Annotated in this window: 19 protein-coding genes and 1 tRNA gene; 13 read left to right on the top strand and 7 right to left on the bottom strand. The window is 68.7% G+C overall.

What is annotated here, in order from left to right; all coding sequences use genetic code 11:
- Positions 1-32 precede the first annotated feature (32 nt).
- Together ABSF49_RS01710 and ABSF49_RS01705 are read left to right on the top strand one after the other, a co-directional pair.
- Positions 33-920 carry a branched-chain amino acid ABC transporter permease gene (locus ABSF49_RS01710; RefSeq protein ID WP_424110899.1) on the top strand — a complete coding sequence of 296 codons (888 nt, stop codon included), beginning with the start codon at positions 33-35 and terminating at the stop codon, positions 918-920.
- A 1-nt stretch (position 921) separates the two neighbouring features.
- Positions 922-1893, top strand: a complete 972-nt coding sequence (locus ABSF49_RS01705; RefSeq protein ID WP_424110898.1) for a branched-chain amino acid ABC transporter permease — start codon at positions 922-924, stop codon at positions 1891-1893.
- Positions 1894-1897: 4 nt separating this feature from the next.
- Here the strand turns inward: ABSF49_RS01705 and ABSF49_RS01700 are convergent, their stop codons facing one another.
- Positions 1898-3136, bottom strand: a complete 1239-nt coding sequence (locus ABSF49_RS01700) for an NAD(P)/FAD-dependent oxidoreductase (protein ID WP_424110897.1) — start codon at positions 3134-3136, stop codon at positions 1898-1900.
- A gap of 69 nt (positions 3137-3205) precedes the next feature.
- Entirely contained in the window at positions 3206-4738 is a 1533-nt protein-coding gene (gene murJ / locus ABSF49_RS01695) for a murein biosynthesis integral membrane protein MurJ (RefSeq protein ID WP_424110896.1), read from the bottom strand.
- 215 nt (positions 4739-4953) lie between these two features.
- On the opposite strand from murJ, the gene ABSF49_RS01690 reads away from it, so the two are divergent.
- The 5 genes from ABSF49_RS01690 (at position 4954) to ABSF49_RS01670 (ending at position 9513) form a co-directional block, all read left to right on the top strand.
- Positions 4954-6885 carry a hypothetical protein gene (locus tag ABSF49_RS01690; protein ID WP_424110895.1) on the top strand — a complete coding sequence of 644 codons (1932 nt, stop codon included), beginning with the start codon at positions 4954-4956 and terminating at the stop codon, positions 6883-6885.
- Positions 6886-7032: 147 nt separating this feature from the next.
- Positions 7033-7371, top strand: a complete 339-nt coding sequence (fdxA, locus tag ABSF49_RS01685; RefSeq protein ID WP_424110894.1) for a ferredoxin FdxA — start codon at positions 7033-7035, stop codon at positions 7369-7371.
- A 217-nt stretch (positions 7372-7588) separates the two neighbouring features.
- Positions 7589-8674 (top strand): CarD family transcriptional regulator, encoded by a 1086-nt coding sequence (locus tag ABSF49_RS01680; protein WP_424110893.1) that lies wholly within the window; start codon positions 7589-7591, stop codon positions 8672-8674.
- A 140-nt stretch (positions 8675-8814) separates the two neighbouring features.
- Positions 8815-9084, top strand: coding sequence for a YMGG-like glycine zipper-containing protein (locus tag ABSF49_RS01675; RefSeq protein WP_424110892.1), 270 nt, complete (start codon positions 8815-8817; stop codon positions 9082-9084).
- 156 nt (positions 9085-9240) lie between these two features.
- The gene (locus ABSF49_RS01670; protein WP_424110891.1) at positions 9241-9513 is read left to right on the top strand and encodes a hypothetical protein; all 273 of its coding nucleotides are present in this window, start codon (positions 9241-9243) and stop codon (positions 9511-9513) included.
- Positions 9514-9661: 148 nt separating this feature from the next.
- Here ABSF49_RS01670 and ABSF49_RS01665 read toward each other — a convergent pair.
- Both ABSF49_RS01665 and ilvC read right to left on the bottom strand, forming a co-directional pair.
- Positions 9662-9737 (bottom strand) — tRNA-Lys (locus ABSF49_RS01665).
- A 92-nt stretch (positions 9738-9829) separates the two neighbouring features.
- A complete protein-coding gene (ilvC, locus tag ABSF49_RS01660) occupies positions 9830-10849 on the bottom strand; it encodes a ketol-acid reductoisomerase (protein ID WP_424110890.1) in 1020 nt (339 codons plus the stop codon).
- 235 nt (positions 10850-11084) lie between these two features.
- Between ilvC and ABSF49_RS01655 the strand changes: the two genes are divergently transcribed.
- From ABSF49_RS01655 to htpG, 4 genes are all read left to right on the top strand, one after another.
- On the top strand, positions 11085-11378 hold the full coding sequence (locus ABSF49_RS01655; protein WP_424110889.1) for a hypothetical protein: 294 nt from the start codon (positions 11085-11087) through the stop codon (positions 11376-11378).
- A gap of 73 nt (positions 11379-11451) precedes the next feature.
- Positions 11452-11646, top strand: coding sequence for a hypothetical protein (locus ABSF49_RS01650; protein ID WP_424110888.1), 195 nt, complete (start codon positions 11452-11454; stop codon positions 11644-11646).
- Between the two features lie 233 nt (positions 11647-11879).
- Positions 11880-13226 (top strand): D-alanyl-D-alanine carboxypeptidase family protein, encoded by a 1347-nt coding sequence (locus ABSF49_RS01645; RefSeq protein WP_424110887.1) that lies wholly within the window; start codon positions 11880-11882, stop codon positions 13224-13226.
- A gap of 341 nt (positions 13227-13567) precedes the next feature.
- Positions 13568-15475 (top strand): molecular chaperone HtpG, encoded by a 1908-nt coding sequence (htpG, locus tag ABSF49_RS01640; protein ID WP_424110886.1) that lies wholly within the window; start codon positions 13568-13570, stop codon positions 15473-15475.
- Here htpG and ABSF49_RS01635 read toward each other — a convergent pair.
- Complete coding sequence (locus ABSF49_RS01635) at positions 15472-15816, bottom strand: PilZ domain-containing protein (RefSeq protein WP_424110885.1); 345 nt, start codon at positions 15814-15816, stop codon at positions 15472-15474. The two genes, htpG and ABSF49_RS01635, sit on opposite strands and share 4 nt — an antisense overlap.
- 114 nt (positions 15817-15930) lie before the next feature.
- Complete coding sequence (locus ABSF49_RS01630; protein ID WP_424110884.1) at positions 15931-16470, bottom strand: GNAT family N-acetyltransferase; 540 nt, start codon at positions 16468-16470, stop codon at positions 15931-15933.
- 153 nt (positions 16471-16623) lie between these two features.
- On the opposite strand from ABSF49_RS01630, the gene ABSF49_RS01625 reads away from it, so the two are divergent.
- The gene (locus ABSF49_RS01625; protein WP_424110883.1) at positions 16624-17523 is read left to right on the top strand and encodes an NAD(P)-dependent oxidoreductase; all 900 of its coding nucleotides are present in this window, start codon (positions 16624-16626) and stop codon (positions 17521-17523) included.
- Between the two features lie 88 nt (positions 17524-17611).
- A complete protein-coding gene (locus ABSF49_RS01620) occupies positions 17612-18154 on the top strand; it encodes a hypothetical protein (protein WP_424110882.1) in 543 nt (180 codons plus the stop codon).
- Here the strand turns inward: ABSF49_RS01620 and ABSF49_RS01615 are convergent.
- Positions 18139-18474 (bottom strand): hypothetical protein, encoded by a 336-nt coding sequence (locus ABSF49_RS01615; protein WP_424110881.1) that lies wholly within the window; start codon positions 18472-18474, stop codon positions 18139-18141. The genes ABSF49_RS01620 and ABSF49_RS01615 overlap by 16 nt on opposite strands.
- Between the last annotated feature and the right edge of the window lie 135 nt (positions 18475-18609).

The following is an 18609-nucleotide window of genomic DNA, read 5'->3' as shown; positions in this document are numbered from 1 at the left end:
GCGCCGGCCGGCGGCCAAGGGGGCGTGAGGCGATGATTTTCGGCCACGCCATCACCGCCCAGCAGCTCTTTGGGCAATTGCTGATCGGGCTGATCAACGGCTCATTCTACGCGCTGCTGAGCCTCGGCCTCGCCGTCATCTTCGGCATGCTCAACATCGTCAATTTCGCCCACGGCGCGCTCTACATGATGGGCGCGTTCGTCGCCTATTTCCTGCTGCACGAACTCGGCCTCAACTACTGGTGGGCGCTGATCGGCTCGCCGCTGATCGTCGGCGCCTTCGGCGCGCTGGTCGAGCGCACATTGCTCGTCCGCCTGCGCGGGCTCGACCCGCTCTACAGCCTGCTGCTGACCTTCGGCCTGGCGCTGGTGATCGAGGGGTTGTTCCAGAACTATTTCGGCGCTTCGGGCAAGCCTTACGCGATCCCGCCGCAACTGGCCGGCGCGCACAACCTCGGCTTCATGTTCCTGCCCAATTATCGCGCCTGGGTGATCGGCTTCTCCGGCTTCGTCTGTTTCGCGACCTGGTTCCTGATCGAAAAGACGCGCGTCGGCGCCTATCTGCGCGCGGCGACCGAGAACCCGACGATGACCCGCGCCTTCGGCCTCAACGTGCCGCGCATGATCACGCTCACCTACGGCTTCGGCGTCGGCCTCGCCGCGCTCGCCGGCGTGCTCGCCGCGCCGATCAACCAGGTGCGGCCGGGCATGGGCGCCGACATCATCGCCGTCGTCTTCGCCGTGGTGGTGATCGGCGGCATGGGCTCGATCCTCGGCGCGATCATCACCGGCTTCACCCTCGGCGTCGTCGAAGGCCTGACCAAAGTCTTCTATCCGGAAGCCTCCAACACCGTCGTCTTCGTCATCATGGCCGTCGTGCTGCTGATCAAGCCGGCCGGCCTGTTCGGCAAGGTCGCCTGAGATGAGCGCGAACCCGATCGTCACCCCCGCCGGCGCTCTCCCGCGCGAAACGCGGCAGTTCGCCGTCGCCTTTGTCGTCATGTTGGCGCTGATCGCCGTCGCGCCCTTCGTCGCCTATCCGTTCTTCGTCATGCAGGCGTTGTGCTTCGCCCTCTTCGCCTGCGCCTTCAACCTGCTGATCGGCTACGTCGGCCTGCTGTCGCTCGGCCACGCGATGTTCCTCGGCGCGGCGAGTTACGTCTGCGCCCACGCCGCCAAGGTGTGGGGGCTCGATCCGGTTCTGGCGATCTTCGCCGGCGTCGCCTGTTCGGCAATCCTCGGCTTCGTCGCCGGCGCGCTGTCGATCCGCAGCCAGGGCATCTATTTCGCCATGATCACGGTGGCGCTGTCGCAGATGATCTTCTTCTTCTGCGTCGAGGCGCCGTTCACCCACGGCGAGGACGGCATCCAAGGCGTACCGCAGGGCCGCGCATTGGGGTTGATCGATCTCAGCCAACCGGCATTGCTCTATGTCTTCGTCGCGGTCGTGTTCCTGTTCGGTTTTCTGACCGTCTATCGCGCGGTCAATTCGCCGTTCGGCGAGATCCTCAAGGCAATCCGCGAGAACGAGCCGCGCGCGATCTCGCTCGGCTATCGCGTCCAGCGCTACAAGCTCGCCGCCTTCGTCCTGTCGGCGGCGCTCGCCGGCCTCGCCGGCGCGACCAAGGCGATCGTCGGCCAGAACGCTTCGCTGACCGACGTCGCCTTCGCCATGTCGGGCGAAGTCGTGCTGATGACCCTGCTCGGCGGCATGGGGACGCTCTACGGCCCGGTCGTCGGCGCAATCGTCGTCGTGTCGATGCAGAACTATCTCGCCCAGTACGGGCAATGGGTGACGGTCATTCAGGGCGGCGTCTTCGTCGCCTGCGTGTTGATGTTCCGCCGCGGAATCGTCGGCGAAATCGCCAACGCGCTGAAGTGGACGTCGCTGTGACGCTTCAAGCCTTGGCCGAAAGCGCGAGCTTGCGCAGGTCGAAGGCGGGATCGGCGGCCTCCTCGGCGCTGATCGGCAGGCCGCCGCCGATGATGCGGCGCGCCGCCATGTGCTCGGCGCCGCGATTGACCGTCTCCACCGCCGCCAGCGCGCCGGCGCGGAAGCCGAACGCGGCGAAGGCGCGATCGGTCGGATTGCCGCGCAAGACCCAGCGATCGACGCCGTGCGACAGGCCGGCGATCTGCAGCTTGAGGTCGCCCTGGTCGCTCCAGAACCACGGCAGCGCCGCATAGGGCGCCGGCTTGCCGGTCAGCCGCCGCGCGACGCTTTTGGCTTGGTCGGTCGCGTTCTGCACCGATTCGAGGCGCAGCATCTGGCCGACCGAATGCTGCGGGAACAGCGCGCAGTCGCCGATCGCCGACACCGCCGGGTCTGACGCGACCAAATGGGCGTCGACGACGACGCCGTTGTCGCAGACGAGCCCCGCCGCGCGCGCGAGCGAGTCCTCGGCAAGCACGCCGACGCCGACGATGACCAGGTCGGCGGGCGCGCGTTCGCCGTCAGAAAGGATGACTGCGGCGGCGGCGCCCTTTGCGCCCTCGATCGCGTTGACGCCGACGCCGAGACGGAAGCGCGCGCCGAAGACCCGGTGCGCGTCGAGAAAGAAGTCCGAGGTTGGCGGCGACACGGCGCGGCCGAGCGGGCGGGCGATCTCGACCACCGTCACCTCGCCGCCGACCGCGAGCGCGGTGGCGGCGATCTCGAGCCCGATGAAGCCGGCGCCGATGACGACGACGCGCCGGCCGGGACCAAGCCGCTCGCGGATCGCCGCCGCGTCGGCGATGTTGCGCAAAGTCAGCACGCCGTCGAGATCGGCGCCGGGAATGGCGAAGGGCCGCGGCCGCGCGCCGGCGGCGAGGATGAGATGGTCGAACGATTCGGCGCCGTCTTTGCCGAGTTCGACCCGCCGCGCGGCAAGGTCGATGCGCGTCGCCTGGACGCCGCGCCTGAGGTCGATCCGTTTCTCGCGATAGAACTGCTCGGCGCGCAGCGGCAGGCCGGCGAGGTCCATCGCGCCCTTGAGAAACGCCTTCGACAGCGGCGGGCGCTGATAGGGCAGGTCGGGCTCGCCCGAGATGAGGACGATCGAATCGTCCGACCCTTCTTCGCGCAGACTGGCCGCGGCCTGGACGCCGGCGTGACCGGCGCCGATGATGACGATCGAGCGGCGCGACATGAACATCCCTGACGCAATCGGAAAAACAGCCGCCCACCTAGCACAATCGGACCGGCGGGCAAGCCAAGTTTTTCGTTACAGCAATTGCTTTCGCGCAGAGCGGCCAAAGGCGAGCGCGCCCAGGACGTAGACGATCGCATAGACGACGAACGCGAGCAGCCCGACGACGACGATGTCGAGTTCGTTGCGCAGCAGCGGCAGGCGGCCGAGATAATGGTCGGCGGCGAGGAAGCAGAACGGCGCGGCGAAAGACGCGGCGCCGGCGGCGAAGGCGGCGATGGCGATGTTCTCGATCAGCCGCTTGTCGGGGGCGAACCATCGCCGCCGCATCCCGAGCGCGATCAACAGGGCAAAATTGATCCAGGCGCCGGCCGCCGTCGCCAGGGCGAGGCCGGCGGGCCCCATCGGCTGGTAGAGAGCGAGCTTGAGCGCGAGATTGACCGCCAGCCCGGCGAAGAAGCACAGCATCGGCGTCGTCGTGTCGCCGCGCGACTGGAAGCTCGCCACCGCCGAGCGAATGAGCACCATCGGCGCGAGCCCGAGCCCGTAGGCGGCCAGCACCGCCGCCGAGCCGTGCGCCGCCTGGGCGGTGAAGGCGCCGCGCAGGAACGCGCCGCGCATCGTCTCCTCGGGCAGCACGAGAAAGGCGACAAAGAACGGCGCGGCGAGGGCGAAGGTGAGCGCGATCGAACGGTTCTGCGCCGCCGCCGCGCCGCCCACGTCGCCGACTGCGAGGCGCCGGCTCATTTCCGGCAGCAGCACCGTGCCGGCCGCGACGCCGATCACGCCGAGCGGCAGTTGGTAGAGCCGCTCGGCGTAATACATCGACGAGTTCGCGCTGTTGGGCAGCAGCGAGGCGAGGATCGTGTCGGCGAGGATGGCGATCTGCTGGCCGGCCGAGCCGATCACCGCCGGCCCGAGCGCGGCGAAGAACTGCTTGACGTCGGGGTCGAGGCGCGGAACGGCGAGCCGTTCGAGCACGCCGCGCCGGCGCGCTTCCGCCATCAGCAGCGCGAGCTGCGCGATTCCGGAAACGAACACGCCCCAGCACGCCGCCACGCCGGCGTTGGGAAAGAGGAAGGCGAGCGCGAGGAACCCCACCACGAACAGGTTGAGCAGCACCGGCGCGAAAGCGGCGGCGCTGAAATAGCCGTTCGCGTTGAGCGTGCCGCTGTGCAGCGTCGCCAGCGTGATGAAGGCGAGATAAGGGAAGGTGATGCGCGTCATGCCGACGGCGAGCGCGAACTTATCCGGGTGCTCGGAGAAGCCGGGCGCGATCAGCGCGACGAGCGCGTTGGTGTAGACCAGCGCGGCGACGAGCAGCACGACCTGCGAGACGAGCAGCAGGGTGAAGACGCGGCTGGCGAGACGATTGGCGGCCTCGCGCCCTTGGGCGACCAGCACGCGCGAATAGGTCGGCACATAGGCCGAGTTGAACGCGCCCTCGCCGAAGATCGCGCGAAATTGATTGGGCAGCCGCAACGCGACGACGAAGGCGTCGGCGAGCGGGCCGACGCCCATCACCGCGCCGATCATCAGATCGCGGGCGAAGCCGGTCAGCCGCGACAGGGCGGTGAACCCGCCGACCGAGAGGAAGTTGCGGTACATGCCTGGCCGCGAATCACCCGAGTGGGCCGAAGGGCCCGCATCGCACCCTGAGGCCATGAGGGCAAATAATGGGTTTCTCGCGGCGCCTGCGGCCCTCCGCCTCGGCCGCCCGCCATTGGCGCCGCGGCCAGCCTCAGGTAAAGAACGTCGCCGCTCGGCTGCGGCGGCGACAAGCCGGGCGTCGATCCGTCGTATCGAGGTTGCAGAGTATCGCGATGTCAGAGCCAGAAGCGACGCCGGCTGACGGTGCGCCGCCAGATGCGCCGGCCGCGCCGGCCTTCGACCCGGGCGTCATCCGCGGCCTGCAGCTGTTCGCCCCCGCGGGGGAGGCGGCCGCCGACGGTCTCGACGAGGCCGCGCGCAAGGAGGCGATCGTTCAGGCGCTCGCCGCGCGCGCCTCGCGGCTCGCCGAAGCGGTCGATGACGCGCTGACGCTCGCCAGCGACGGGGCGATCCGCTGGCTCGGCGATCCGATCGGCAAGCTCATCGTGGGCGTAGGGTCGCTCGAGCCGGGCGCGACGCTGCTCGCCGACGAGGCGCTGCCGTCGGAAGGCCGCGAGGCGGCCCAACGCCGTCTGTCGCTATGGCTCGCCGCTTATCTGCATAGGGTCCTCGGGCCCCTGATCGCGCTCGCCGACGCGCAAGGCGCGCCCGAAGCGGCGCGCTCGATCGCCCTCAAGGTCTCGCAGGCGCTCGGCGTGCTGGAGCGTGAGCGCGTCAAGGCCGAGGTCAAGGCGCTCGACCAGGAAGCGCGCGGCGCCCTGCGCAAGCTCGGCGTCCGCTTCGGCGCCCATTACATCTATGTCCCGGCGCTGCTGAAGCCGGCGGCGCGGACGCTGTGCGCGCAATTGTGGGCGTTGGCCCAGCCCGGCGTCGATCAGGACGGGGCCGAGCGGCTGCTGCACTTCGCCGCTTCGGGACGAACGTCCTTCGCCGCCGAGCCGCCGGCCTCGGCCGAACTCTGTCGCATCGCCGGCTTCCGCCTGTGCGGCGATCGGGCGGTGCGGGTCGACATCGTCGAGCGGCTATCCGACCTGATCCGCGCCGCGCTGCCGCGCTCGCCGACGCCGGGACCGGCCGACGAGGCCGACGGCTTCGTCGTCACCGGGCAGATGACTTCGCTGACGGGCTGCTCGGGCGAGCCGTTCGCGTCGATCCTGCGTTCGCTCGGCTTCGTCGCCCACCAAGTCAAGAAATCGGCCTATCTGGCGGCGATCGCGCGCCGCGCCGCCGCCGCCGCCGCCGCGCCCGTCGCCGAAGTCGCGGTTCCGCCCGCGGCGGAAGGCGAAACGGCGCCAGCTGCGGCCGAGCCGATCGCGACCGAAGGCGCGGCCCCGGTCGAAGAAGCGGCGGTCGTCGACGCCGCCGCGTCCGTGGAGGCGCCAAAGGAAGCGGAGGCCGCTGCCGAGCCTGTCGCGGTTGAGGCCGCGCCGCCGGTTGCCGTCGTGGCCGTCAGCGAACTCGCCGCGGCGCCTGACGCCATCGAACCTGCGCCCGCGCCGGTCGCGGATGCGGCCGAAAGTGCGCTTTCGTCGTCGTCCGAAGCGGTCGCGCCCGCGCCCGAAGCGTCGCTGGCTGAGGCCGGCCCGAGCGAATCCGCTCCGACGGAAGCCGCGCCGGCCGAAGCCGCGCCGGCGGAAGAAGAGATGATCGAAGTCTGGCGGCCGGCGCCGCGCCGCCCGCGCCACGCCCCCCATCATCATCGCCATCGCGACCTTCGCCCGCAACGCATAGCGGCGACGGTCGAGGGCGGCGTCAGCGCCCAGGACGGCGCGCGCCCCCAGGAAGGTCCGCGCCTCCAGGAAGGTCCGCGCCTCCAGGACGGGCGCGGGCGCAAGCCATGGCGCGAGCGCCAAGCGTCGGGGAACGCGTCGGGGGAGGACGCTCGTCCCGTGGCCGCCGCCGGCGAGGCGCGTGGCGACGCCCGGCCTGGCGAAGGCCGGCGCGTTCCGCCGCAATGGCGGCGCGACGCCGGCGCAAAGGGCGATCGCCGCGACGATCGGCGCCCGCGCGACGAGGAGGCGAAGCGGCCGGACAAGGACAGACCGCGGCCGCCGCCGGCCGAGCCGCGCGTCAACCTCGACTCGCCGTTCGCCAAGTTGCTCGCCCTCAAGCCGCTGCTGCAAGGGCGCGACAAAAACCAGTGAGACGGTCCTCGGCGGGCGCGGCGTTTGATCGCCTCGCTTCGCGGCGGCTAGTCTTATGATGAAATTGCTGTATAGAGCGCTGGGCTGCGACTTGGGGACGGCGTCCTGCGACGCGCGGCGTCGACGGAAAGGGCGAGGATCGGCGAAATGACCTACGTGGTGGTCGAAAACTGCATCAAGTGCAAGTACATGGACTGCGTCGAGGTCTGTCCGGTCGATTGCTTCTACGAAGGCGAGAACATGCTCGTCATCCACCCTGACGAGTGCATCGACTGCGGCGTCTGCGAGCCCGAGTGCCCGGCTGAGGCGATCAAGCCCGACACCGAGCCCAATCTCGACGCTTGGCTGCGCCTTAACGCTGACTATTCAAAGACTTGGCCGAATATTACGGCCAAACGCGAGCCGGCGCCGGATGCGAAGGACTACGACGGCATCGAGGCAAAATTCGCAGCGTTCTTCTCGCCCAAACCCGGCCAGGGGGATTGAGCCGCGTCGCCGCTTAACGCTGATCGCGGTCATTTTTGATTCTTCGCCGAAATTGTGCTAAAGAAAACATTGTAAGGCCCCCTGCGGCCTAGCAAGGCGCGATTCTCGCCCCATATCCTCAGAGTTGGGGCACACAGCGTTAATCTCTTGATTGTCTGCACCGGCAATTCGGAAATCCGTCTGGCCGGTCGGTCATCGCGTTTGGAGTTTTTCCGTCATGGCGGCGCGCAAGAAGGCGAGCAAGAAGGGGTCCGGCACGATTACCAAGAAGACGAAAGCGCCGGTCAGATCGACGGCCTCGCGCAAGCGCAAGCCTTCCGCCGCCGCATCGGCCCCGCGCCGGACGGCCAAGGCCAAAACCGCTCGCAACGCCAAAGCCAAGACGGACAAGGTCGAGGCCAAGCGCCGCGCGGCGCGCGCCGCGGCCAGCGCCGCCGCCAAGCGTCGCGCACGTTCGGCTTCGGCGGTTCCGGCCGCGAAGCCTGTCGCCGCTAAGGCCGGCAAGGCCGCTGCGGCCAAGCCCGTCGTCAACGAAGCCGCCAAGGCCGCCGCCGCCAAGCCCGCGGTCGACGGCAAGGTGGCGCGCGCCGCGGTTCAGGCGCCGCGTCCGGCCGCCGCCGCGCCGGCCAAACCCGCCGCGCCGCTCGGCAAGCGGGCGCCGTTTCCGGTCAAGGGACGCCCGGTCGACGTCGCCGCGGCAATCGAGACGGAGTCCGCCGCCGTCAGGTCGGCCAGGCCGGCCTCCGGTCCGCGTCAGGGGTTCAAGGTCAGTGAATTCGTCGTCTATCCGGCCCACGGCGTCGGGCAGATCGTCGCTGTCGAGGATCAGGAGGTGGCCGGGTTCCGCCTCGAGCTGTTCGTGATCAATTTCGCCAAGGACAAGATGACGTTGCGGGTCCCGACGTCGAAGGTCGTGGGCGTCGGCATGCGCAAGCTGTCCGATCCCGACGCCGCCAAGCGGTCGCTCGAGATCCTGACCGGCCGCGCGCGCGTCAAGCGCACGATGTGGTCGCGCCGCGCCCAGGAATACGAGGCGAAGATCAATTCCGGCGATATCAACGCCATCGCCGAAGTGGTGCGCGACCTCTACCGCTCCGAGGCGCAGCCCGAGCAGTCCTATTCCGAGCGCCAGCTTTACGAAGCGGCGCTCGACCGGATCATGCGCGAGATCGCGGCGGTGCAGAAGCTGTCCGAGATCGACGCGCTGAAGCTGATCGAGAGCCACCTCAAGAAGTCGCAGCGTCGCGCCGCCAAGGCGGATGCGGCGGACGGCGAAGAGGCGGCGGTCGAAGAGGCGGCCTGAGGCGGCTGAAATTCGCGTTTGAACGCCGGGCGTGTCGCAAGTGACGCGCCCGGCGTTTCTGTCTGTGCGGCCGCTGTACCGGCGGCCGCAGTCCGGCTATCGTTCGCCGCGATGAGACCCTCCAGACTGGCGAGGATCCGATGAATAAGCTGCTACTCGCGAGCGTTGTCGCCCTGTCGGTCGCCGGTTGTGGCCTGTCCGACCGTGAAACCAACGGCGCCCTGCTCGGCGGCGGCGCCGGCGCGGTGGTTGGCGGCGTCGCCTCCCATTCGGTCGGCGGGGCGGTGGTCGGCGGCGCGCTCGGCGCCGTGGCCGGCGTGGCGATCGCCGACTTGACCCGGCCCCGCTACGCCCATCGGCACTGCTGGTGGAGCCGCAGCGCCGGCCATACGGTCTGCCGTTACTGGTGAGAAAGAGGGGCCTCGCCCCGCCGATCACGTTTTCGTTTCCAACGCTCGATCCCGGCGGCGCGCGACCAAGGCCGCGCGCGGTCATCCCGTAAGCTCCAAGCGCAACGCGACCACCGCCGCTCGCGGCGGACGGCGCCGAACCTTGGAGCCAAGACAATGAACGCTTCGCTGAAGAAGACGGTCGCCGGAACGGTGGCGGCCCTGACCCTTGCTTTCGCCGTTTTCGCCGCCGCGCCGGCCTCCGCCGGCCCGGGCTGGTGGGGCTACCACAACCACTACGGCTGGGGCCCCTACGCCGCCGTCGGCGTCATCGGCCTTGCCGCCGGCGCCGCGATCGCCGCGAACAATTACGACTGCACCCGCTATCAGCCGGTCTACGACCGCTGGGGCAACTACATCGGCAATCGCCCGGTCAACGTCTGCTACTGAGCCTTGCCCGTCCTCATGAACGCGCCGGCGACGACCTCCCGCCGGCGCGTTTCTTTTTGCGCCGTCGCGCGCAACGAGAGCACGTCGAATCGAAGCGGCGAGCGAGCGTAGCGGCGCCGTCAGTCGAAGGCGGCGCGAAGGCTTTCGATGGTGGGCGCACAAGGGCTCGAACCTTGGACCCGCTGATTAAGAGTCAGCTGCTCTACCAACTGAGCTATGCGCCCATCGAAATCGCCGGAGCCGGGCCCCGTGCGCGGCCCGGCATTTAGCAAAGGCGCGCCGGCCTGTCCAGCGCCGAAATCGCCGCGGAGCGCCGTCAGTTCCTCGACTTGTCGACCAGCTTGTTCTTGCCGATCCACGGCATCATCGCGCGCAGCTTCTCGCCGACCGCCTCGATCTGATGGGCGTTGTTGCGCGCGCGCGTCGCCTTGAACGAGGTCTGGTTGACCTTGTTCTCGAGCATCCAGTCGCGGGTGAACTTGCCCGATTGGATGTCGGCGAGCACGCGCTTCATTTCCGCCTTGGTCTCGGCGGTGATGATGCGCGGACCGGAGACGTATTCGCCGTATTCGGCGGTGTTGGAGATCGAGTAGTTCATGTTGGCGATGCCGCCCTCGTAGATGAGGTCGACGATCAGCTTCACCTCGTGCAGGCATTCGAAATAGGCCATTTCCGGCGCGTAGCCGGCCTCGACCAGCGTCTCGAAGCCGTTGCGGATCAGTTCGACCAGGCCGCCGCATAGCACGACCTGCTCGCCGAACAGGTCGGTCTCGCATTCCTCGCGGAACGTCGTCTCGATGATGCCGGCGCGCCCGCCGCCGATCGCGCTGGCGTAGGAGAGGCCGAGGTCATGGGCGTTGCCGCTCGCGTCCTGATGGATGGCGATCAGACACGGCACGCCGCCGCCGCGCTTGTACTCGGAACGCACGGTATGGCCGGGCCCTTTCGGCGCGACCATCAGCACGTCGAGATCGGGGCGCGGCTCGATCAGGTTGAAATGAACGTTGAGGCCGTGGGCGAACATCAGCGCCGCGCCCTGCTTCATGGCGGGCGCGAGCTGATCGCGGTAGATGTCGGCCTGCAATTCGTCGGGCGTCAGCATCATCACCACGTCGGCCCATTTGGCCGCATCCGGCACGCTGAGGACCTTGATCGCCTCCGCTTCGGCCTTCTTGGCGCTGGCGGAGCCGGCGCGCAGCGCGACCGCGATCTCCTTCACGCCGCTGTCGCGCATGTTGAGCAGATGGGCGTGGCCTTGGCTGCCATAGCCGATCACCGCGACCTTCTTGCCCTTGATCAGGTTGAGATCGGCGTCGCGATCGTAATACACGCGCATGGAATGTCCTTCGCTGGCGTTTCCGCGGCTTCGCATGGGGAGCGGGCGGGGGAGCCGACCGCCGGGCCGGTGGCGGCTTTCTAGTGAATGCGGCGGCGGCGATCAAGCGCCGGGCGCGCAAAGACACGCCGGGGTCCTTTGACCCGCGGTCGAATCCAAGTTACGCTTTCGCCAAAAGGGGTAATTGAGGGCAAAAAACCCCACTAAACCCTTATCGCGCCTCGGAGGAAACGTCATGTGGCGAATCGTCGCACTTTGCTGGGTCTTCACCGCGCCGGCGTTGGCCGGGGCGTTGATCATCGCCGTGCTCGCGACGCCGCAACTCGCCGCCGAGGCCGGGCTGTGGATTCCGATCGCTGCGCTGCTCGGCGCCGTTTATGGCGTGCCGGCCGCGCGCGGGATCGCCCGCTTCCTCGAGGCCCCCGCGGCGGGGGAAGCCGCGGCGCTGCGTTGGGGTTGGGGGCTCCCGGTCGCCGCCGTCCCGTCGCGACCGTTGGTCGCGCGCCGCCTCCGCCTCGTGACGTTTTGACCCGCATCGGAAAGGCGCCCTTCGCCTCAGCCCCAATCTTGCGCTGAGGCAATGCAAGGGAGGGCTTGGCCAGGTGGGGGGCGCTGCGCTGGTCTCGGTCTTCATCGCGCCAGTCGCGGCCGGCGTTCTCGTCTTGCCGACGCTCCTGACTCCGGCGCTGCAGGCCGAACTCGGCAAGCGGATCCCGATGGCGGCGATCATCGGCCTCGTTGTCGCAATCCCGATCGCCTGGACGATCGCCAAGTCCTTCGCCGGCAAGGCCGCCTGAAGTCGTCGGCGCAGCGCTAGCCGGAAACGCGGACCGTCGCCGCGCTTGTCGCGCACAAGCGCGCGAATGTCGCTTCGCGCCGCAAAAACGCCGCTTCGCCCCACCATCGCCAACATTTTCCGGTCTGTCACTCGCGCCAACGCTTCGCGGCTTGAGGCGGGGGGCGATAGCCGGTACCAAGGCGATCGGCGCAGCGGCGGCCGCTCGTGAGCCGCGTGCGAGGGAAATCGACAATGACGTTGTCAGCGAGCTTGACGACCCCGATTCGCGTCGCCGCGTTCGCGGGCGCATTGGCGCTCGTCGCGGGCGCCGCGGCTGCGGGTCCGTCGCTGGTCGTCGACGTCGACAGCGGTCAGACGCTGAGCGAGACCAGCGCGACCGAGCCCTGGTATCCCGCCTCGCTGACCAAGCTGATGACCACCTATGTCGCGCTGCAGGCGGTGCGCGACGGCCGCCTCACGCTCGATACGCCGCTGACGATGTCGGCGCGCGCAGCCAGCATGCCGGCGTCGAAAATGGGCTTCGCTCCCGGCGTCGAGGTGACGCTCGACAATGCCCTCAAGATGTTGATGGTGAAGTCGCCCAACGACGTCGCGGTGATGATCGCCGAGAGCGTCGACGGTTCGGTCGAAGCCTTCGCCGCCGAGATGAACGCGACCGCGCTCAAGCTCGACATGCGCGAATCGCATTTCGTCAACCCCAACGGCCTGCACGATCCCGCCCACGTCTCTTCCGCTCGCGACATGGCGATCGTCGCCCGCGCGCTGCTGCGCGACTTTCCCGACCAGCGCGACCTCTATGGCATCGGCGCGCTGCAACTCGGCGATGAGATCATCGCCAATCACAACGGCCTGCTCGGACGCTATCCCGGCGCCGACGGAATGAAGACCGGCTTCACCTGCCCGGCCGGCTTCAACGTCGTCGCGACCGCGACCCACGGCGGGCGCCGGCTGATCGTCGTCGTGCTCGGCGCGCCTTCGCCGCTCGAGCGCACGATGGAGGCGGGGCGCCTGTTCGACGCCGGCTTCGCCAAATTGGGCGGCGGCGAAGGGCCGCCGGAGAGTCTGCCGGATTCGGCCGTGCGCAGCGCGCCGGACATGCGCGGCGAGATCTGCTCGCGACGCAATCGCGCCGCGGTGCTCGCCGCCGAGGAAGAAAACGCCGGGCCGGCGACCGCCGTCGTCGGGCGGGGCGCGCCCTACTCCGCCTTCATGCAGGCGCCGGCGCAGATGACGCTCGAAGACGCGATCAAACCGGTCCATTTCGATCCCGAGCCGATCTTCATCGGCCCCAAGCCTGGCTGGACTGGGCCGGTGCTCGCCGCGAAGCCGAGCGGCAACGACGCCGGCGCGGGAAGCCCCGATGCGGCGCGCGCTTACGTTACCGATAAGTCGCCGTTGGCCGAAGGCGCCGAAACGCAGGGCGCGCCGGCGGCGCTGAAGGGCGCGCTCAAACCGGTGAAACTGGCGCCGCTCGCCGCGCGATCGCACAAACCCGTCGCCGCCAAGCCGCAGAAGCAGACGGTCGCCGTCAAGGCGAAGAAGCCGGCCGCCGACGCGCAGCTCCCGCCCGCCCATTGAGAGAGGCGGGGCTCACGATGGCGTGACAAATGCCTTGCTTTTGCCCGCTTGTGGTCAATCAGACGCCGCATCGGTCCGTCAAAACAACACTGAGCCGCGATGGTTCGGTTCGGCGCCGCGCTCGGTGTATATTGCCCCCCAGCCCCCGAGCGGCGTCCGGGCACTGAAATTGCCACGCAGGCTGGCGGATCGGCAGGCCCCCTCCTCGCCGATCCGCCTCTTTTTTTGCCCGGCGCGACGACGCCCTGGCGCCTTGAAATCGCAGAAAATCTTCGCGATATGAGCGCTGCGGGCGAGCGGCCGCGTTCGCCCTGGCCGATTTCATTGTCAACGAGGCGAAATTGACGAACGACGCGCATGTTTCCGCCGGCGAGGAGACCAAGACCCAGAGTTTCGAGGCCGATGTCGCCCGCCTCCTGCAACTGATGGTCCATTCTGTCTATTCGGACCGCGACATCTTCGTGCGCGAGCTCGTCTCCAACGCCGCCGACGCCTGCGAGAAGCTGCGCTACGAGGCGATCGCCAAGCCGGAGCTGATCGAATCGGGCGAGCCGTTCCGCATCGAGATTGCGCTCGATCCCGAACGAAAGACGATCGCCTTCGGCGACAACGGCGTCGGCATGACCCGCGCCGAGCTCATCGACGCGCTCGGCACCATCGCCCGCTCCGGCACGCGCGCGTTCCTCGACCGGCTCGCCGCCGAAGACGCCGGCAAGGAGGCGGCCAATCTGATCGGCCAATTCGGCATCGGCTTCTATTCGTCGTTCATGGTCGCCGACGAGGTCGTCGTCGAGACCCGCCGCGCCGGAACCGAGGAAGCCTGGCGCTGGTCGTCGGATGGCAAGGGCGTATTCTCCGTCGCGCCGCTGCCGCTCATCGAAGCGCCGGCGCGCGGCGCGCGGGTGATCCTCCATCTCAACGCGGACTCGAGCGGGTACCTCGAGCCCCACCGACTCGAGCGCGTCGTGCGCGAACATTCGGGCGCCGTCGCCGTGCCGATCGACCTCGTCGACAAGCCGGGCGCCGAACCGCGCCGCGTCGCCGACGGCGCGGCGATCTGGGCCAAGTCGAAGAGCGAAATCGCCGCCGAGCAATACGTCGAGTTCTATCGCAGCCTGTCGGGCCAGTTCGACGAGCCGGCCTTGACCGTTCACTGGCGCGCCGAGGGGCGGCACGAATATTCGGCGTTGGCGTTCGTGCCCGGCTCGCGGCCGTTCGACCTGTTCGATCCGGCCCGCAAGAGCCGCAACAAGCTCTATGTTCGGCGCGTGCTGATCACCCAGGACGCCGACCTGCTGCCGGGCTGGCTGCGTTTCGTCCGGCTGGTGGTCGACAGCGCCGACCTGCCGCTCAACGTCTCGCGCGAGATGATCCAGCAGAGCGCCGTCTTCGCCGCGATCCGCAAGGGCGTGACCAACCGCATGGTCCAGGAGCTGACCAAGCTCGCCGAAAGCGAGCCGGAGCGCTACGCCAAGATCTGGGAGCATTTCGGCGCGGTGCTCAAAGAGGGCCTGTACGAAGACCCCGAGCGGCGCGACGCGTTGTTCAAGCTCGCGCGTTTCACCACCACGACGCATCCCGCCGGCGATCGCACGCTCGCCGACTACGTCGCCGGCTTACGCGAGAACCAGACGGCGATCTATTACCTGACCGGCGAGGACGCCAAGCGGCTCGCCGCAAGCCCGCAGCTCGAGGGCTTCCGCGCCCGCGACGTCGAGGCGCTGTTGCTCGCCGATCCGGTCGACGCCTTCTGGATTTCGAGCGCGGTCGGCTTCGAAGGCAAGCCGTTCAAGTCGGTCAGCCAGGGGGTCGCCGACATCAAGGCGATCGCGCTCAAGGATGGCGTATCGACGCCTGCCGACGCCTCGCCCGAAGTCGCGACCCTGATCGCGTTCTTCAAGCAGACGCTCGAAAGCGAGATCGCGGAAGCGCGCGCCTCCGATCGGTTGACCGACAGCCTCGCCTGCCTGGTCGCGCCGGAATTCGCCCCGGACCGTCAGCTCGAGAAGATCCTCGCCGCTCACGGGCGCCTCGCCGAACGCGCCAAGGCGGTGCTCGAGGTCAACGCCAGCCACCCGCTCATCCTGGCGCTGGCGCGTAAATTCGCCGGCGGGCCGGACAAAGCGCTGATCGAGGACGCCGCCTGGCTGATCTACGAGGAGGCGCGGCTCGCCGACGGCGACGCGCTGAGCGACGCCCCGGCGTTCGCTGGGCGGCTGCGCCGGGTGCTGGAGAAGGCGTTCGCCTAGCGCATCGCCGCGGCTGTCGGCTCGACCGCGCCCTTCGGCGCCGCGCGCTCCGGTTCGAGGAATTCGACGCCGATCGAGTCTGGGCGGCTCCACACCCGGCGGACCCGCCGCGTCGTAACCGCGCCCGCGGTGTTGGTCATCTGCAGCTCAAATTCGTCGGGAAGGCGGTACAGCTCGTCGCCGGCCAGCTTCGCTCCGGTCGCCGAGATATTGCGGACCAGGACGGTGAAATCGGAATAGCCTCTGTTGAACACGCAACGCGCAGGGCGCAGGCAGCGCATTCGCGGCGCACGTCGCTTTTCAGCGGCAGGGCCGGCGCTCGTTTCGCCCGGCGGATTCATCGGCGAACCAATGACCTGATTAGGGTTTCTTAACCGCGGCCCGAGAGGGCGGCGCTCGGGGATGCTAACGGACAAAAGTTGCTCGACGATGAAATCGGCCGTCGAAACCGCAGGTTACGCTGCGTCAGGCCTCCGTGCGCCGGCGATGTTAAGCCTCGCCATGGTATAGCCGTCGACGAAGTTTTCGCCCCGGCGGACAAAGTCTTGATGGCGGCCTTCGATCTCGAAACCGAAACGACGGTAGAGTTTGATCGCCGGGTCGTTGTCGCCGAACACGGTTAGTTGAACGCGCCGCAGCCGGAAAACGACGGTCGCCGCGCCGACGAGCGTCTTGAGCAGCCGCGCGCCGACGCCGCGCGCCTGGAATTCCTCGCGCACGCCGATCAGGATCCAGCCCGAATGTTCGAGGCCCTCGCCCATGACGTAAAGACCGGCGAAGCCGATCGTCCGCCCGGCCAGAACCGCGACCGTCTCATAGCGCTTGGCGCAGGTGACTGCCGAAAGCCACGCCTCCAGTTCGGCGGCGGAGGCGAACGGACCGCGCGCCGAAGCGTAGCGCAGGAACCGCTCCTCGTTGAACAGCGCCAACAGGTCGGCGATATCGCGTCCGTCGCGCAACCGGATGCGCAAGCCGTCGTTGACAACGTCGTCCATCGCCCGAGGGTCCTTTTTGCGCGCTTGACGGGGATGCGATCACAGCAAGCTTGTCCCGGGCTTGCGGGCCGGCGCGGCGCGAGTCACTTTGGCGACGCTTTGGCGATGTCTTGAACCCGCGGCGCAATGCCGGGCGGCACAGGAGCGGCGGCGATGAAAGAGCGGATCGGCTTCATTGGCGTTGGCGCCATGGGCCACGGCATGGCCAAGAACATCGTCGAAAAGGGCTGGCCGCTGACCGTGCTCGGCCACCGCCGCCGCGAGGCCGTGGACGACTTGAAGCGGCGTGGCGCGAACGAGGCGGCTTCGCCGCTTGCGCTCGCCGCCGAGAGCGACGTGGTCGTTCTGTGCGTCACCGGCTCGCCTCAGGTCGAAGCGTTGATCCACGGAGCCAAAGGGCTTGCGGCGGCGGACAAGCCGCTGCTGATCGTCGACTGCTCGACCTGCGATCCGGCCTCCACCACGCGCCTCGCCGCCGAACTGGCGACGAAACAAATCGCGCTCGTCGACGCGCCGCTCAGCCGCACCCCCACTGACGCATGGGCCGGAACGCTCGACGTCATGGTCGGCGGCGAAGCGGCGGCGGTCGCGCGCGCGCGGCCGGTGCTCGAGGCGTTCGCCGGCCGCATCGTCGAGACCGGCCCGGTCGGAACCGGCCACGCGATGAAGTTGCTCAACAACTTCGTCGCGATGGGCTACGCGGCGCTCTATTCCGAAGCGCTGATGATCGGCGCGAAGGCGGGTCTGTCGGCCAAGGTGTTCGACGCGGTGATCCGCGGCGGGCGAATGGACTGCCTGTTCTACCAGACGTTCTTCAAGTACGTGCTGGAGCGCGATCGCGAGGCGCACCGCTTCACCCTCGCCAACGCGCTGAAGGACGTCACCTATCTGGCGAGCTTCGCCCAGGCGCTCGGCGTCGCCAACCCGGTCGGCGCGGCGGTGCGCAACAGCTTCGCCCAGGCGGTCGCCGCCGGCGAAGGCGAAGCCTACGTGCCGATGCTTTCCGATTTCGTCGCGGGCTGGAACGGACTGCCGGTTGCGGGGCGGAAATAGGGCGGTTCGCCACCCGATCCAGCCGCGCTTGTCGCCACGGCGAGGCCCGGCTCTCGCTGCGTCGGAGCGCGGTTCAGCGAATCGAACATTGCGCGCTGAGAACCTTCGGCGGACTGATGCGCGCCGGGTCGCCGGTGTGCGGCCGAAGCACGCGCCACGTCGCCCAGGCGGAAATGTCGCCCAGCGCGCCCCGGCTTTCGAGCTGCTTGAAGAAGACGCGCTGGCGGCCGCCGGCCCGATTCTCGTCGTGCTCGCCGACATGATTGTCGGCCGTCAAGGTCGCCTCGATCTCGTGCCGGGCGATGATCCCGGTCTTGGGGTCGGGGTCGAGGCGGTCATCAGTCTCGACGCATTCGATCGTGAGGACTTTGTCGGCTTTGGCCGAGGTCGGGGCTGTCGCGCCGGCCGCCAAGGCGATGACGATAAAGCGGCGAACGCGCGGGGCCTCGCCCGCATCCTGCGCCGCCTCTTCGACCCGGCTTCCGCCATGTCGCCCGCCCCCCCACGTAGCGCGCTACGGGGAAACCTGCCCCGGTTCGTCGAGCTGGACAAGTTCGGTTTCGCCTCCGCGCCGGCGTCATCGCGCGCCGGCAGCCGCCTCGCCCACGCTCTCGGTCACTCGCAATACTGATTGTTGTTGAAGATGAAGCATTTCTGGCGCGTCGCGGCGGCCGCCGGTTGGCGCGGCTTTGCCGCGGGGCGCGGCTCGGCGCCGACGGCTGGCGTCTGCACGTAGAAGCTGAATGGCGTCCCGGCCGCTGGCGCGGTTCCCGGCGCGACGGGGGTGAAGCTGACGCGGCAGGTTCCGCCGCGGACCAGAGTGATCGCGACCTGGCTGGCGCAGCCGTCGCACAGGAGCGCGCGCGGGATGGTGCAGACATAGCCGCCGGCTCGGGCGACGGAGGCTGGGACGGTCGAACCCGCGGCGGCGACGAACGCCGCGACGGTCACGATAGCCGCTCGTCGGATGCTCATTGGCGTCGCTCGCTCCCCTTTGCGCAAACGGCAATCCCGTTTCCGCCAATAGAGTGAGATGAATCGCCGCCGGACGCAATCTCGCGGCGACGTTCGGCGTTCCAAGCCGGC

The sequence above is a fragment of the Roseiarcus sp. genome (assembly GCF_049514155.1).
GTDB lineage: Bacteria > Pseudomonadota > Alphaproteobacteria > Rhizobiales > Beijerinckiaceae > Roseiarcus.
Note: the sequence above shows the minus strand (reverse complement) of the source record. Positions and strands in the feature narration are given on the sequence as shown.